Source organism: Duganella rivi (assembly GCF_009857435.1).
GTDB lineage: Bacteria > Pseudomonadota > Gammaproteobacteria > Burkholderiales > Burkholderiaceae_D > Rugamonas > Rugamonas rivi.
Window position 1 is genome coordinate 23,900 of record NZ_WWCK01000010.1, and the last position, 13,021, is coordinate 36,920.

Here is a 13,021-nt window from a genome sequence, read left to right on the forward strand (position 1 = left end):
AATGCTTTAGTCATAGTGCAAAGTCCGAGGACGAACTAAATGGCAGAAATCAATGCCACGCAAATGCGCGATGCTTTGGCGTGGGTGACTAACGATCAGAAAACAGCAGAAGATCCTTCTACAAATCCTTGGGAATGGTTTTGGGAAGCTGTACAAGGCGACTTCAACGATGATCGGTCTACCGGACAAATTGTGCTGGACGCAGCGATCTCAATGATCCCACTTGTAGATCAGATCTGCGATGTCCGCGACCTTATTGCGAACTGCAAAAAACTCTATAAAGAGCCCGGGGACACCTGGGCATGGGTCGCTCTCGTTCTCACCTTGATTGGGCTTTTCCCAGTATTGGGATCACTGGTAAAAGGCGTATTGAAAGTGTTCTTTGCTTTTGTCCGACGCGCTGGAGGAGATCACGTCATTAAAGCTGTCGATGCAGCCATGACTTGGGTAATCACCCTGCTACGCCGTCGCGAATTCCAAAAATACTTGCACGCACATAAAATCGACGAGGTTTTCGATTGGCTGGCGAAACAGATCAAAGCTGTGCAAGCAAAAGTCAATACCACTGCCCTTTTGGCTGCTTTTGACAAAGCAATCCAAAGTCTGCAATCGATGGCGGACAAGGTCAAATATGTTCCTGTCATTTCTGGCAAGGCTGAGGATGCGATAGAACAAGTTAAGAATATACGTAGAATGGCCAAAAACGGCATGGACAGTGCAGTCCATAAAGTTGATGAGATTTTCGATGCTATCGTCAGACGCCTCGAAAATGAGGCATTGCGTGAGAAATACGGAATTCTCGACACTGCAAATGTCCACTTTCGCGGTGCACTCCCGGAGTCATCCGCTGTTGCATTGATGCGAAATCAGAAAACCAGGCCCACCTGGATCACTTTGGGCGACAGGATGTTTGATGAGGCAGACCCAGATGCTTACAAAACCATGCTTAGCATGCACGTTCGCCAAGGCTGGCCTACATTGTCAGAACAAAACATCAAGTCGTTTCATAAATTTGTTCCTGATGAGATAAAAGGTCCGGCACGGCTATACCGTATCATCGCTCCTACCAGCGGCGCGATGGGAGATTGCTGGGTTTCCGAAAAAGTGTTCAAAGAATTGCAAAGCGCAGCCGATCCGAAAGCGGCTTGGCGTAAACATCTTGCGGTTTGGCCGGACTGGAACGTCAATGGTCAGTTCGTGATATATGACGTTAAGGCGGGAGAAACGCTTAAAGTGTGGAGAGGTCCAGCTTCCAGCCAGGTCAAAGACGCACTTCCCGGCATGAGCCTAGAGGGCGGATGGGAGCAAGTGATCTTTAAGGTCGATCGCGCGAGCGGTATGGCTGATGACATGCGCTATTTTAAAATATCACCGGGAAAATCAAGTTGGATGGATCGAGGGATCGACTATGGTGACTATAGCAAGCTAACTGAACAACAGAAGCGGGCTTACACATCTCTTCGTATCAAAACCAATCACCCCAACATCAGCGGACCGTTTGAGACTGGTTGGGGATACACAGATTTTGGCGGCAAGGGTTTTCCGAACAAAATCGGCTTGCCCAGCTTCCCCGGACAAACAACAACATTGGCTAAGTAAAGAACCATGAACTCTCCTATCGAACTGACACAATGGCAAAAAAAACAAGCCGCATTACTTTACCATTTTGCCTCGCTGGACTATCTTAAGCGGATGCAGAATGCCTTGAATGACACTGTGTTTTTTGTAGAGCGAATTTTGGATTTGTCCCAAGCTCAAGATAGAGACCAGCATCTGATCAGTCAGCGTTGGGGGCACCGTGAAACGTCCGAAAATTGGGCGAACAACGCTTGGCCGTTCCTCAAAGATTTTCAGTTGACGACTGCAAGGCAAATCGCTGAGCGGGCAATTGAAAAATTCAACATTACAGGCATGAGCCAATTCCAGCGGGGGATCGACGAATACTCTATGGACTGGGCTTCTCCGGATGAGCAAGACGCGTTTCGCAAAAAAATAGAAGAGATATATTTCTACTCCAAAAATATCGATAACACCTTGGACAAATACTCTTCTTCCAGCAGATGGTACGACTTCAACCTCACTCTTGCATGGCAGCAGACCAAGAGCGAATTTTTGAGGCTACCTAAATTCAGAGTCCGCTCTGACATCGAGGTCGACTCCAACAAAACACCTCAAAGAACCGGAGTGTATGTCGCGACGGACGATCAAAATGCAAGCTTACAGTTCGCTTGGCGCGGGAGTACACAGGGACGCCTACTGTTAGGCCGTACTTTTAACTCGTTGGGGCTGGATGCAATTGCAAGCCTTGGCCGTACAGATCTTTGGCTAAACGAAGCTAAGATGCTGTCCTTCGTTCAACGCAAAAAAGGCGATCCGTTACTGAAAGAAGATGCCTTTTACGCTGAGTCGGACACTCCGGGCTTGGCGACTGAGCTGGTCGCCCGCACCGCGTTTACGAAGCTTGAAGCAAAATGGCAATACGTCGAGATGATAAACGGCGAATTTGAAGATTATGAGGACATCGAGCAGGCAAGTGTCGCTATCAACCGCGTGCGCCTCGAAAGCGGTTCGCTGTGTGAGGAGGCTGGATACTACTTTACGCCGGCCAAACCAGACTCCCGACGCTATTTCGCCAAAGGTGAAAGGCTCCCCGATATTGGGGGTACTTATGGGGCAACTATCTGGCAATGGGACACCGATCAGTAATTACAAAAGAGTCACTTAAAAATCAACGGCCAGCCGCGTGAAGTATGGCATTAAGTCGCACTGACATTGATGCCCACTGGTTTGCTCCCGAGGCCGGGTCATTACTAAGTGGCAATTACCAGCGACACAGCGAAGGGCTGCTGACGGCGCAGAGTGGCGCCGACCGCGCCGGCGACGATGAAATGAATATGCAGAACGCACCGTTTCAACTATCCACAACGCCAAAAGAACAGGTCAGCCTGCTGTACCATTTCGGGTCGCTTGAATGTGTGAAGGGATTGCAGCAACGCCTGCAAATGAAAGCAGTCGCAGATGAAGATGTATAGCACATTATTCGCGGTCTCCATGCTGGCCAGCTTGTCCTCGATGGCCATCGCGGGCTCACCAGATGGCTTACAGCTGGTGATGGTCGGCACGGCCAAAGCTGCCGCGCAAAAGCCTGCGCTGGATGCTTTTTTTAAACGCTACAACCCTGGTACCACCGATGCCGATTGCGAGGATACCCAGCTCAACATCAACAGCGTTTACGCTGAGCCAGGTAAAGCGGGCATCAGCCCGGAACTGGCGATCGCCGCCACCACCGACAAGAAGCAGCGTGCAGCATTAGGCAAGCTGATGTCCAAATTCCGCGATAAAACACATGATCGCGGCTTCGACGGCGCGCTGGTGTACGACGTGCAGAATGACAAAATCCTGCTGTATGGGATTTCGGCCATGTCTTCCATCAAACAGTACGTGTCCGTGCTGCCTCTGTCCGACCTGCAAAATCCTAAAAAAGCCAATCTGGCAGTATGTCATGCGCTGGTGCAGTTGCCGGTGCTGGCGGAACCCTGAAACAGCTCAAGCCCTCACCACACCAAACCATGAAGCGATTTCGCTATCTGCTGATTACTGCGATTTTCGTTTACTGCCTCAGCGTCGCGGTGTCAGCGGAGCAGAAAACCACCGATGCTGAGCAACTCAACAGCGTGCTCAATGTGCGCGATGCTGCTGAATACACTTATCCCACCAAGTTCGGCGATGTGCAGTTCGTGCGCGCTGATGGCAATCCCGGTGAGCCCGGCGACAACAGATGGTCCCTGATCCCATTCCCCGATTTATCTCTGCCGATGCTCCCCCTCCCCGACTAGATGAGCTCCAGCAGCCGACACCATAAAACCAAGACATCATGAAGCGAACCATACTCTGCTTGTCCTTTCTGATTAATCTGTCCACGGTCTTTGCACACGAATGCCCCAGTAAGCCATGCGGCAACACTGCCACCGGCGAAGATCCACAACGACTGCGTGCTCGTGAAGGAGCGGCCGGTACCGACGCTATCCGTGCCGGCGCTGACGATCAGCAGCGCTGGTCATCGATCCGGCTGAATTCCGATTCCACCAAGCCGGAGCGGCTCAAACTCGTCGTCGTGAAATCTGCAGGCTTCGAGATGCGCCTCGATCCGCAGCTAGGGCAGCTAACCTTCGGCACGCCAGTCGTGCGACACACTTTCGCGATTGCCTCCCCGCGCGGCGACAGAACTTCGGTGTGCCCCGAGTATTCGCTGCAGATTGTCGAGGCGTCCGCCGCCCATGCGTTGGCGCGCATGGTCTGTCTACAGGCGGAATATGCGCCTGCCCGCTATCACATGGGTGTCGATTACTATCTTTACGATGTAGATACCGGCGTGATGCGAAACATTTGGCGAGCGGCGGTCAGTGATAAGAATGGACGCATGCCTGACGCCAACCCGAAGCCCTCGCTGCAAGTGATACCGAATGGCTATCAATTGGACTGGTCCGGCGCGCCGCAGGGCCGTGGCAAAGACTCCACCACCACGCTGCACAACAGATTCACGCGCACCTCCGCCAAGAACGGCCAGCAAACACTGCTTTGCACCAATCTGAGCGTGCCAAAGGGCCAAGGCGTGGAAGACGAAATGTGCGAAGGCGGCATACTGCCGCGCGTGGTGAACAAATGATCGCCCGCATTTTGTTGCCGATCATTGCCGCAAGCAGCGTCGCGCAGGCAGCGGATGTCACGCCCATGCACCAGGGCTTGCACCAGTGGCCAGCGCTCGGCGGCAAGTTGATGCTGGTGGTAGGTACGTACCAGGATACTGTCGCTTATCGCCGCAGCTATACCTTCTATTTCAAGGAGGCCAAGGACGAGACCTGGTACCAGGCCCCGGTGTTTAACAAGAAGGGCTTGCCGGAGACGGAGTGGAATAGCGCGTCCGGCGGCGAGACCACGCTGGCCGACGGCGTAGTCGCCGCCCGACCGGATGGCGTCTACTTCATTACCGCTGACAAGAAGGCGGATCGCGGCTACGCGGAGAGAGGCGATATCACGGTAACCTGGAACAAACTCGTCACCGACGATAAGGACTACCCTGACGGCCCAACATATTTGTTCAAGCCCAGCTTTACGCGCAGTTATCCGAAGTCATCGTTGACCGTGGAGGCGGTGCTGGCGCGCGAGCTTAAAGCGGAGCCCAAGAAATGAGCGCTGTCGATGCGGCCTATCTCGCAGCCCAGCAGATCGTGGTAAAGGCGACTTGGTCAGCGCGCAGCGTGTCATCGACAAGGGTGGCGAGCACGTGCTGGTATTGAGCCGGAAGTCGGGGCTGTCGCCGTCTAAGCCGGCCGAACGCGAGGAATATCACGAGCTGAAGGCCGTGTATTACGGGCGCAAGGACGGACGCTGGAAAACCGAGTGGACCGTGCACGATATGGTGGACTGCCCTACCCTGGATTCAGCCGCGGAATTCTTCACGAGCGCGGTTAGCGTTACCGACCTGAATGGCGACGGCCGCAGCGAAGTCACTATTCCCTATCGCCTGTTTTGCGGTGGCGGTATCGACTACTCGACCGTTAAGGTAATCTTGCGCGAAGGCGGGACCAAGCTGGCGATACGCGGCGAACTGGAAATGTATCAACCCGGCGGCAAGCCTGCCCTGCAAGGTAAGAAGCAATACGATTCAGTGTTGGCCCAGCCGGCCAATAACGCGTATAAACAGCACCTGGACGCCGTCTGGGCGCGCATCAGGTTAATCCGACAGTAACGATGAACCCAATCACTGATTTGTCGCCATGGCGCCAGCGCCAGGTCGCGATGCTGTACCGCTATGCCTCGCTCGATTACATGAAGGCGCTGGACGACATACTCTCGCGGGTTATCGAGGGCCACACCACGCCGGCAATTGAGCAGTCCTTGGCGGCATCCTACGCGGAAGTCATGTCCTCGCAACAGCGCATGCATAACGATCCCCGGCTATGGGAACGCAAGATGCGCGAGACGCTGACCGAGATGCGCCAGTTGCTGCGCGAGGATATAAACGCCCGCAGCCGTGGCCGCTATCGGGCCGGAAGCCTCAATCACTTCTTCAAGCAAGTCTGCCATGCCGACAGCTATGACGGGTATCGCATGAGTGACGAGTACCACGTCTGCGAACATTTTGTCAGCAAATACAGTGCACCAACCGATAGCATCCTGGTCGAACACCTGCGACAACAGCCGCCGGATGAGCGCTGGTTCACCCATCACCTCGCGCAACATTTATTGGATCAGCCAGACTTGCCGCAGTTCCGCGTGCGTACCGACATCACCGCCCGCAGCGGCGAGTCCCCGCCGCGCGCCGGCGTGTATATCCGCCAGGACGATCCAGCCGCCCCGCCGCAATTTGCCTGGCCGGAGAAGGACCGAGGACAACTCGTAGACAGCGGGGCCGCCAAACCACGGTGCGGCTGGTACTATGTAGAGCTCAAACACTCGCTAATGTCCGGAACCGAACAGCGCTAGCGTTCATTTTCGACCAGTTCGTGGCTTAAACCGGCGTGGCACGGGAGTTGCACTGAGCACTGCATTCACACTGCGGAGGTCACCACATGGCGGAACTTACACTGGGCGCGCGCGGCACGGAACAGAGCATCGCGGTCGATATCAATGCGCGCGGGCAGATGGCCGGCATTATCGAGCAGGACAATGGCCGCCAGCGCGCCATCCTGTACGATAAGCGCCCTATCGAACTCGGCACGCTGGGCGGCAGCGACGGCTTCACCCGCGATATCAACAATGAAGGTGACGTGGTCGGCACGGCGCAAAACGCCAACGGCTACTGGCGCGCTTTCGTGGTTCGCCATGGCGAGCGCATGCAGGATCTCGGCACGCTGGGCGGCAACAGCAGCTACGGTGCCGCCATCAACGACAAGGGCCAGGTGGCCGGCTTTGCCGATACCAGCGACGGCTATTACCGCGCCTTCCTCAGCGACGGCGAGCATGCCCCGCGCGACCTCGGCACGCTGGGTGGCAAGATCAGCTACGCAGCCGGCATCAATCACCACGGCGACGTGGTCGGCACTGCCGCCCTGCCCGACGGCTACCGCCACGCTTTCCTGTACAAGGCCGGCGCCAGCATGCAGGACATCGGCACCCTGGGTGGCCGCTCCAGCAGCGCCAGCGCCATCAACGATAAGGGGGTGATCGTTGGTGCCTCGGAGACGGCGGATCGCCGCTGGCACGCGTTCGCCTGGGAGCAAGGCAAGATGAGCGACCTGGGCGCGCTGATCGGCTACGGCGACAGCTTTGCCACCGCCGTCAACAATGCCGGCCACGTGGTGGGCAGCATCCGCGTCGGCGATGAGCGGCGCTCGTTTGTCTACCGCGACGGCAGGATGATTGTGCATGCGGGCGGCCACGGGCTGTACCTGGTGAATGCCATCAACAACAATGAACTGGTGATCGGCGCGCGCAGCGCCAGCAACAAGTTCTATGCTTCAACCATGGTATCAAACCAGGCGCCGGTGGAAGATCATGGCGCCCAGGATTTGCTGACCGCCATTGCGCTGGTGCTGATCACCACGGTGGGCGTGGTGGTGTACAAGCGCCGCTATCGGGGTATCAGCTTGCCAGCCAGCCCCGTGTAGCACTTTTGTGCGACAGACAAGAACTTCCGTGAGTGGGATAGTGTCGTCCTCATAACATTCACACACGGGAGTCCCTGATGAACACCATCCTGCGCCGCATCGCCTGCGCCGCTGCCCTGCTGGCCGCCGGCGCCGCCAACGCCACCACCTATAACTTCAGCTACACCTTTTCCTACAATTCCCTCTTCGGTAACGATGTCGTCACCGGCAGCTTCGACGGCACGGCCAATGGCAACCTGATTACCAACCTGTCCAACGTCAAGGTGTACCGCAAGGGCGTTGCCTTCGACGGCGGCAACGATCTGAAAATTTTCAGCTGGAATGAGAATATCAATGCAGTGAGCGGCGGCGCAGTGGCGTCCTTCGACGGACTCGCCAACAACTTCCTGTTCAGCAGCAGTAGCTCGACCCCAGGCGGCGGCTGGTATAACGGCGAGACCTACGGCATGTATTCGTACAGCCCCGGCTGGGATCCATCCAAGGCCTACGTGCAGGGCGGCGGCGGCTACGCCCGCGCCGATACCACCAACTATTCGGCCGCCCGCTGGTCTGTCACAGCCGTACCGGAGCCAGCCACCTACGCCATGCTGCTCGGCGGCCTGGGGCTGGTAGGCGTAGCGGCCCGCCGCCGCAAGGCTGTCTAAATTACAGCGACGAAAAGTCGAGTTTGGTGCCGGTGGCGGCCTGGATCTGGTCCTTGCTGACGCCCGGCGCCAATTCGGTGACTTTCAGGCCGGCCTCGGTGACTTCCATCACGCCGAGATCGGTGATCACCAGATCCACCACGCCCACGCCGGTCAGCGGCAGGTCGCATTTCGGCAGCAGCTTGTGCGAGGTCGAGCCGTCCTTGGCGGTGGCGACGTGTTCCATCAGCACCACCACTTTCTTGACGCCGGCTACAAGGTCCATCGCGCCGCCCATGCCTTTGACCATTTTGCCGGGGATCATCCAGTTGGCCAGGTCGCCCTTCTCCGACACTTGCATCGCGCCCAGGATCGCCAGGTTGATTTTGCCGCCGCGGATCATGCCGAAGGAATCGGCCGAGCTGAAGTAAGCCGCACCCGGCAAGGCAGTCACAGTTTGCTTGCCGGCGTTGATCAGGTCGGCGTCGATTTCGTCTTCGGTCGGGAACGGGCCGATGCCCAGCAAGCCGTTTTCCGATTGCAGGAAGACTTCAATGCCCGATGGGACGTAGTTGGCCACCAGCGTCGGCAAGCCGATGCCGAGGTTGACGTAGTAACCGTCTTGCAGTTCCTTGGCCGCGCGCGCAGCCATTTCATCACGAGTCCATGCCATAGTAATCTCCGATATTCTTAGTTGGCGGCGCGCACGGTGCGCTGCTCGATGCGTTTTTCCGGCGTGGCGTTGACCACGATGCGATGCACGAAGATGCTCGGCAGGTGTACCTGGTCCGGGTCGATCTCGCCGGTTTCCACCAGCTGCTCGACTTCGACGATGCAAATCTTGCCGGCCATGGCCGCATTCGGGTTGAAGTTGCGCGCGGTTTTGCGGAACACCAGGTTGCCGGCCTTGTCGGCCTTCCAGGCCTTGACCAGCGCCACGTCGGCCACCAGGCTGCGTTCCATCACGTATTGCTCGCCGTCGAATTCGCGGATTTCCTTGCCGTCGGCAACGATGGTGCCGACGCCGGTCTTGGTGAAGAAGGCCGGGATACCGGCGCCGCCGGCGCGCAGCTTCTCCGCCAGGGTGCCTTGCGGCGTGAATTCCAGTTCCAGCTCGCCGGCCAGGTACTGGCGCGCGAACTCTTTATTTTCGCCCACGTAGGAGGCGATCATCTTCTTGATCTGGCGGGTTTCCAGCAACTGGCCGAGGCCGAAGCCGTCGACGCCGGCGTTGTTGGAGATGGCGGTCAAGCCGGTGACGCCGGAATCGCGCAGCGCGCCGATCAGCGCCTCGGGAATGCCGCACAGGCCGAAGCCGCCGACGGCAATGGTTTGCCCGCTTTGAACCACGCCGGCCAAGGCGCTGGCCGCGTCTGGAAAGATTTTATTCATATACGTCCCTTGTTTGATTTATGTTGCGTGTGCCTTGCCAACGTTATTAAATGCGTTAGTAAAGCGGCGATCCAGCATAGAATACGCACATCAAAAGTTCAATACCGTAGAAATACCTGCCAGAACATATGAGCGTTCAGCCTGCCATTATTGATTACGAATCCATCTTCCTGCACGCGCCGGTCGGCATGTGCATTTCCGAGAATCGCATCATCCAGTCCTGCAACGAGGCGCTGGCCGAGATGTTCGGCTACAGCCGCGCCCAGCTCGACGGCCTGTCTTTCCTCGCCCTGTACCCGACCATGGACGAGTTCCTGCGCACCGGCGACCGCATCATCCCCATCATGAACGCCAAGGGCCGCTACTCGGACGAACGCATCATGCGGCGCGCCGACGGCGAGCTGTTCTGGTGCCACGTCACCGGCCACGCCATGAAGTCCAGCGAGCCGCTCGGCCCCGGCATCTGGACGTTCGAGGATGTCAGCGAAAAACGCCCCGTCACCGCCGAGCTGACGCCGCGCGAGCGCGAGATCGCCGCCCTGCTGGTGGAAGGCAAGACCAGCAAAACCATCGCCCGCCAGGTCGACCTCAGCCCGCGCACGGTGGAAATGCACCGCGCCAAGCTGATGCGTAAATTCTCGGCCGCCACCTCGTCGGAGCTGGTTCACAAGCTGGTCGGCGTGCAGCTGTGATTACATCGCGGTCATGCCATCGTCGGCGGAAATGACGGCGCCGTTGATGAAGTTGGAGTCCTCGCCGGCCAGCAGCAACAGCAGGCCGTCGAGGTCTTCCGGCTTGCCCGGACGCTTGCGCGGCAGCATCTCGATCAGCTTCTGGCCCTGCTCGGTGGCGAAGTATTCCTCGTTGATCTCGGTCGAAATATAGCCGGGGCAAATGGCGTTGGTATTGATGCCGTACTTGCCCCACTCCACCGCCATGGCCTTGGTCATCTGCACCACGCCGGCCTTGCTCATGCAATACACGCCGATCTGCGGCAGCACCCGCAAACCGGCCACCGAGGCGATGTTGATGATGCGGTGCTTTTTAGATGGATCGCCCTTGACGCGCGCAATCATGCGCTTGGCGGTCTCCTGCGCCACGAAAAAAGCGCCGCGCAGATTGGTGTCCATCACGAAGTTGTAGTCCTCGGGCGTGACATCGACCAGCCGCTGGGTGGTCGACACGCCGGAGTTGTTGACGAGGATGTCGATCGGCCCCGCTTCGGTCTCGGCGTGGGCAATGGCCGACTTGATGCTGGCGTAATCCGTCACATCCAAACTGACTACGTGGGCCGCGCCGCCGTCGGCTTCAATCTCGGCGCGCAGTTCCTTCAGGCGCTCGGTGCGGCGCGAAGCCAGTACCACTTGCGCCCCCGCCTGGGCCAGGACTTTGGCAAACCGGGCTCCGAGACCGCTGGAGGCGCCGGTGATCAGCGCAATTTTTCCCTCAAAGTTAACTTCTATGCCCACGGGCGACTCCTAGTGTTGGTGATAATAGCTGTCTAATCGTAATCATTACACAAATCGCCAGGATTAGATTGCGGTGTCTAATAATGTCGCGGAAAATGGCAGCAATCCGACGGAAAAAGAAGCACGTTCGTGCTAAAATTTTTAAATTCACCACAATCACTATAACAACAGACCATGACTCAGCCTCAAAACCTCGTAGAACAGTATGGCCCACGCGACGCGATGGAGTATGACGTCGTCATCGTCGGCGGCGGCCCAGCAGGCTTGTCGGCAGCGATCAAGATCAAACAATTGGCCGCAGCAAAAGGCCAGGAAGTCTCCGTCGTCTTGCTGGAAAAAGGCGGCGAACTGGGCGCCCATACCCTGTCCGGCGCCGTGATGGATCCGAAGGCCCTGACCGAGCTGATCCCTGACTGGAAAGAAAAAGGCGCACCGCTGAACACCGAAGTCACCGAAGACCGCGTGCTGTTCCTGACCGAGACCAAGGCCTACAAGACCCCCAACCTGCTGCTGCCGAAGTGCTTTGAGAATCACGGCAACTACGTCATCTCGCTGGGCAACGTGGTGCGCTGGCTCGGCCAGCAAGCCGAAGCGCTGGGCGTGGAAATCTTCCCGGGCTTTGCCGCGGCCGAAGTGTTGTACAACGAGGACGGCTCGGTGAAAGGCGTCGCCACCGGCAATATGGGCGTGAAGCGCGACGGCGAAGCCGGCCCGGAATTCCAACTGGGCATGGAACTGCACGGCAAATACACCCTGTTCGCGGAAGGCGCGCGCGGCCACTTGGGCAAGCAGCTGATCGCCAAGTACGACCTGAACAAGGGCAAAGACCCGCAGTCCTACGGTATCGGCATTAAAGAACTATGGGAAATCGATCCGGCCAAGCACCAGCCAGGCCTGGTGGTGCACACCACCGGCTGGCCGCTGGACAGCAAAACCTACGGTGGCTCTTTCCTCTACCACCTGGAAAACAACCAGGTAGTGGTTGGCTACGTGGTCGGCCTGAACTACGAGAACCCGTACCTGTCGCCGTACGAAGAATTCCAGCGCTACAAGACCCACCCGGAAATCCGCGGTTTCTTTGAGGGCGCCAAACGTATCTCCTACGGCGCGCGCGCGATTACCGCCGGCGGCCTGCAATCGCTGCCGAAGCTGGTATTCCCAGGCGGCGCGCTGATCGGCTGCGACGCCGGTTTCCTGAACATGAGCCGCATCAAGGGTTCGCACGCCGCGATCAAGTCGGGCATGCTGGCCGCTGAATCGGTGTTCGAGGCGCTGGGCGCCGGCCGCCAGGCCGACGAACTGGCCGCCTACCCGGCCGCGTTCGAGCAATCGTGGCTGCACGAAGAACTGCACGTAGCGCGCAACGTCAAGCCATGGCTGAACAAGGGCCTGTACCTGGGTTCGCTGATGGCCGGCATCGACCAGATCGTCTTCCGCGGCAAAGCGCCATGGACGCTGCGCCACTCGCACGCCGACCACGAGTGCCTGAAACCGGCCTCGCAATTCAGCCCGATCACCTATCCGAAACCGGATGGCAAGCTGACCTTCGACCGCCTGTCGTCGGTATTCATCTCGAATACCAACCACGCCGAAGACCAGCCGATTCACCTGACGCTGAAAAATCCGAGCGTGCCGGTCGACGTCAATCTGGCCCAGTACGCAGGCCCGGAAGCGCGCTACTGCCCGGCCGGCGTGTATGAATTCGTCAAGACCGACGAAGGCGCCGACCGCTTGCAAATCAACGCCCAGAACTGCGTGCACTGCAAAACCTGCGACATTAAAGACCCAACCCAAAATATCGTCTGGATCACGCCGGAAGGCGGCGGCGGCCCGAACTATCCAAATATGTAAAAAAGCAACACTTTAAGAACAGCGCGGCTCATCCCCGCGCTGTTTTTCATTTGGCGCACGGTACGAATTCTTGCCC

General features: G+C 57.8%; 16 protein-coding genes. 13 read left to right on the forward strand and 3 right to left on the reverse strand.

What is annotated here, in order from left to right; all coding sequences use genetic code 11:
- Window positions 1-39: 39 nt before the first annotated feature.
- The 11 genes from GTP45_RS26990 (at window position 40) to GTP45_RS27040 (ending at window position 8,254) form a co-directional block, all read left to right on the forward strand.
- On the forward strand, window positions 40-1,599 hold the full coding sequence (locus GTP45_RS26990; RefSeq protein ID WP_161016934.1) for a hypothetical protein: 1,560 nt from the start codon (window positions 40-42) through the stop codon (window positions 1,597-1,599).
- A 6-nt stretch (window positions 1,600-1,605) separates the two neighbouring features.
- Window positions 1,606-2,706, forward strand: coding sequence for a hypothetical protein (locus GTP45_RS26995; protein ID WP_161016935.1), 1,101 nt, complete (start codon window positions 1,606-1,608; stop codon window positions 2,704-2,706).
- Between the two features lie 44 nt (window positions 2,707-2,750).
- Window positions 2,751-3,032 carry a hypothetical protein gene (locus GTP45_RS27000; RefSeq protein WP_161016936.1) on the forward strand — a complete coding sequence of 94 codons (282 nt, stop codon included), beginning with the start codon at window positions 2,751-2,753 and terminating at the stop codon, window positions 3,030-3,032.
- Window positions 3,025-3,540: a hypothetical protein gene (locus GTP45_RS27005; RefSeq protein WP_161016937.1), complete on the forward strand. Its 516-nt coding sequence runs from the start codon at window positions 3,025-3,027 to the stop codon at window positions 3,538-3,540. The genes GTP45_RS27000 and GTP45_RS27005 overlap by 8 nt, the downstream gene beginning before the upstream one ends.
- 29 nt (window positions 3,541-3,569) lie before the next feature.
- Window positions 3,570-3,836 carry a hypothetical protein gene (locus GTP45_RS27010; RefSeq protein ID WP_161016938.1) on the forward strand — a complete coding sequence of 89 codons (267 nt, stop codon included), beginning with the start codon at window positions 3,570-3,572 and terminating at the stop codon, window positions 3,834-3,836.
- 38 nt (window positions 3,837-3,874) lie between these two features.
- On the forward strand, window positions 3,875-4,666 hold the full coding sequence (locus GTP45_RS27015) for a hypothetical protein (protein WP_161016939.1): 792 nt from the start codon (window positions 3,875-3,877) through the stop codon (window positions 4,664-4,666).
- A complete protein-coding gene (locus GTP45_RS27020; protein WP_161016940.1) occupies window positions 4,663-5,190 on the forward strand; it encodes a hypothetical protein in 528 nt (175 codons plus the stop codon). Before GTP45_RS27015 ends, GTP45_RS27020 begins: the two co-directional genes overlap by 4 nt.
- A 52-nt stretch (window positions 5,191-5,242) precedes the next feature.
- The gene (locus GTP45_RS27025; RefSeq protein ID WP_161016941.1) at window positions 5,243-5,749 is read left to right on the forward strand and encodes a M949_RS01915 family surface polysaccharide biosynthesis protein; all 507 of its coding nucleotides are present in this window, start codon (window positions 5,243-5,245) and stop codon (window positions 5,747-5,749) included.
- A 2-nt stretch (window positions 5,750-5,751) separates the two neighbouring features.
- Entirely contained in the window at window positions 5,752-6,486 is a 735-nt protein-coding gene (locus GTP45_RS27030; protein WP_161016942.1) for a hypothetical protein, read from the forward strand.
- 86 nt (window positions 6,487-6,572) lie between these two features.
- A complete protein-coding gene (locus tag GTP45_RS27035) occupies window positions 6,573-7,610 on the forward strand; it encodes an HAF repeat-containing protein (RefSeq protein WP_161016943.1) in 1,038 nt (345 codons plus the stop codon).
- A 77-nt stretch (window positions 7,611-7,687) separates the two neighbouring features.
- Window positions 7,688-8,254, forward strand: coding sequence for a PEPxxWA-CTERM sorting domain-containing protein (locus tag GTP45_RS27040; RefSeq protein ID WP_161016944.1), 567 nt, complete (start codon window positions 7,688-7,690; stop codon window positions 8,252-8,254).
- 1 nt (window position 8,255) lies between these two features.
- Here GTP45_RS27040 and GTP45_RS27045 read toward each other — a convergent pair whose 3' ends face one another.
- Both GTP45_RS27045 and GTP45_RS27050 read right to left on the reverse strand, forming a co-directional pair.
- Window positions 8,256-8,906, reverse strand: coding sequence for a CoA transferase subunit B (locus tag GTP45_RS27045; RefSeq protein ID WP_161016945.1), 651 nt, complete (start codon window positions 8,904-8,906; stop codon window positions 8,256-8,258).
- 17 nt (window positions 8,907-8,923) lie between these two features.
- Window positions 8,924-9,625, reverse strand: coding sequence for a CoA transferase subunit A (locus tag GTP45_RS27050; protein ID WP_161016946.1), 702 nt, complete (start codon window positions 9,623-9,625; stop codon window positions 8,924-8,926).
- Window positions 9,626-9,753: 128 nt separating this feature from the next.
- On the opposite strand from GTP45_RS27050, the gene GTP45_RS27055 reads away from it, so the two are divergent.
- Window positions 9,754-10,317 carry a LuxR C-terminal-related transcriptional regulator gene (locus GTP45_RS27055; protein ID WP_161016947.1) on the forward strand — a complete coding sequence of 188 codons (564 nt, stop codon included), beginning with the start codon at window positions 9,754-9,756 and terminating at the stop codon, window positions 10,315-10,317.
- Here the strand turns inward: GTP45_RS27055 and GTP45_RS27060 are convergent, their stop codons facing one another.
- Window positions 10,318-11,094 carry an SDR family oxidoreductase gene (locus GTP45_RS27060; RefSeq protein ID WP_161016948.1) on the reverse strand — a complete coding sequence of 259 codons (777 nt, stop codon included), beginning with the start codon at window positions 11,092-11,094 and terminating at the stop codon, window positions 10,318-10,320.
- A gap of 174 nt (window positions 11,095-11,268) precedes the next feature.
- On the opposite strand from GTP45_RS27060, the gene GTP45_RS27065 reads away from it, so the two are divergent.
- Window positions 11,269-12,945 (forward strand): electron transfer flavoprotein-ubiquinone oxidoreductase, encoded by a 1,677-nt coding sequence (locus GTP45_RS27065; protein ID WP_174821679.1) that lies wholly within the window; start codon window positions 11,269-11,271, stop codon window positions 12,943-12,945.
- The last annotated feature ends 76 nt before the right edge of the window (window positions 12,946-13,021 follow it).

Bases quoted from the DNA above. Each gene is read 5' to 3' on its own strand.
- GTP45_RS26990 (WP_161016934.1), top strand. From the start codon at position 40: ATGGCAGAAATCAATGCCACGCAAATGCGCGATGCTTTGGCGTGGGTG.
- GTP45_RS26995 (WP_161016935.1), top strand. From the start codon at position 1,606: ATGAACTCTCCTATCGAACTGACACAATGGCAAAAAAAACAAGCCGCA.
- GTP45_RS27000 (WP_161016936.1), top strand. From the start codon at position 2,751: ATGGCATTAAGTCGCACTGACATTGATGCCCACTGGTTTGCTCCCGAG.
- GTP45_RS27005 (WP_161016937.1), top strand. From the start codon at position 3,025: ATGTATAGCACATTATTCGCGGTCTCCATGCTGGCCAGCTTGTCCTCG.
- GTP45_RS27010 (WP_161016938.1), top strand. From the start codon at position 3,570: ATGAAGCGATTTCGCTATCTGCTGATTACTGCGATTTTCGTTTACTGC.
- GTP45_RS27015 (WP_161016939.1), top strand. From the start codon at position 3,875: ATGAAGCGAACCATACTCTGCTTGTCCTTTCTGATTAATCTGTCCACG.
- GTP45_RS27020 (WP_161016940.1), top strand. From the start codon at position 4,663: ATGATCGCCCGCATTTTGTTGCCGATCATTGCCGCAAGCAGCGTCGCG.
- GTP45_RS27030 (WP_161016942.1), top strand. From the start codon at position 5,752: ATGAACCCAATCACTGATTTGTCGCCATGGCGCCAGCGCCAGGTCGCG.
- GTP45_RS27035 (WP_161016943.1), top strand. From the start codon at position 6,573: ATGGCGGAACTTACACTGGGCGCGCGCGGCACGGAACAGAGCATCGCG.
- GTP45_RS27040 (WP_161016944.1), top strand. From the start codon at position 7,688: ATGAACACCATCCTGCGCCGCATCGCCTGCGCCGCTGCCCTGCTGGCC.
- GTP45_RS27045 (WP_161016945.1), bottom strand. From the start codon at position 8,906: ATGGCATGGACTCGTGATGAAATGGCTGCGCGCGCGGCCAAGGAACTG.
- GTP45_RS27050 (WP_161016946.1), bottom strand. From the start codon at position 9,625: ATGAATAAAATCTTTCCAGACGCGGCCAGCGCCTTGGCCGGCGTGGTT.
- GTP45_RS27055 (WP_161016947.1), top strand. From the start codon at position 9,754: ATGAGCGTTCAGCCTGCCATTATTGATTACGAATCCATCTTCCTGCAC.
- GTP45_RS27065 (WP_174821679.1), top strand. From the start codon at position 11,269: ATGACTCAGCCTCAAAACCTCGTAGAACAGTATGGCCCACGCGACGCG.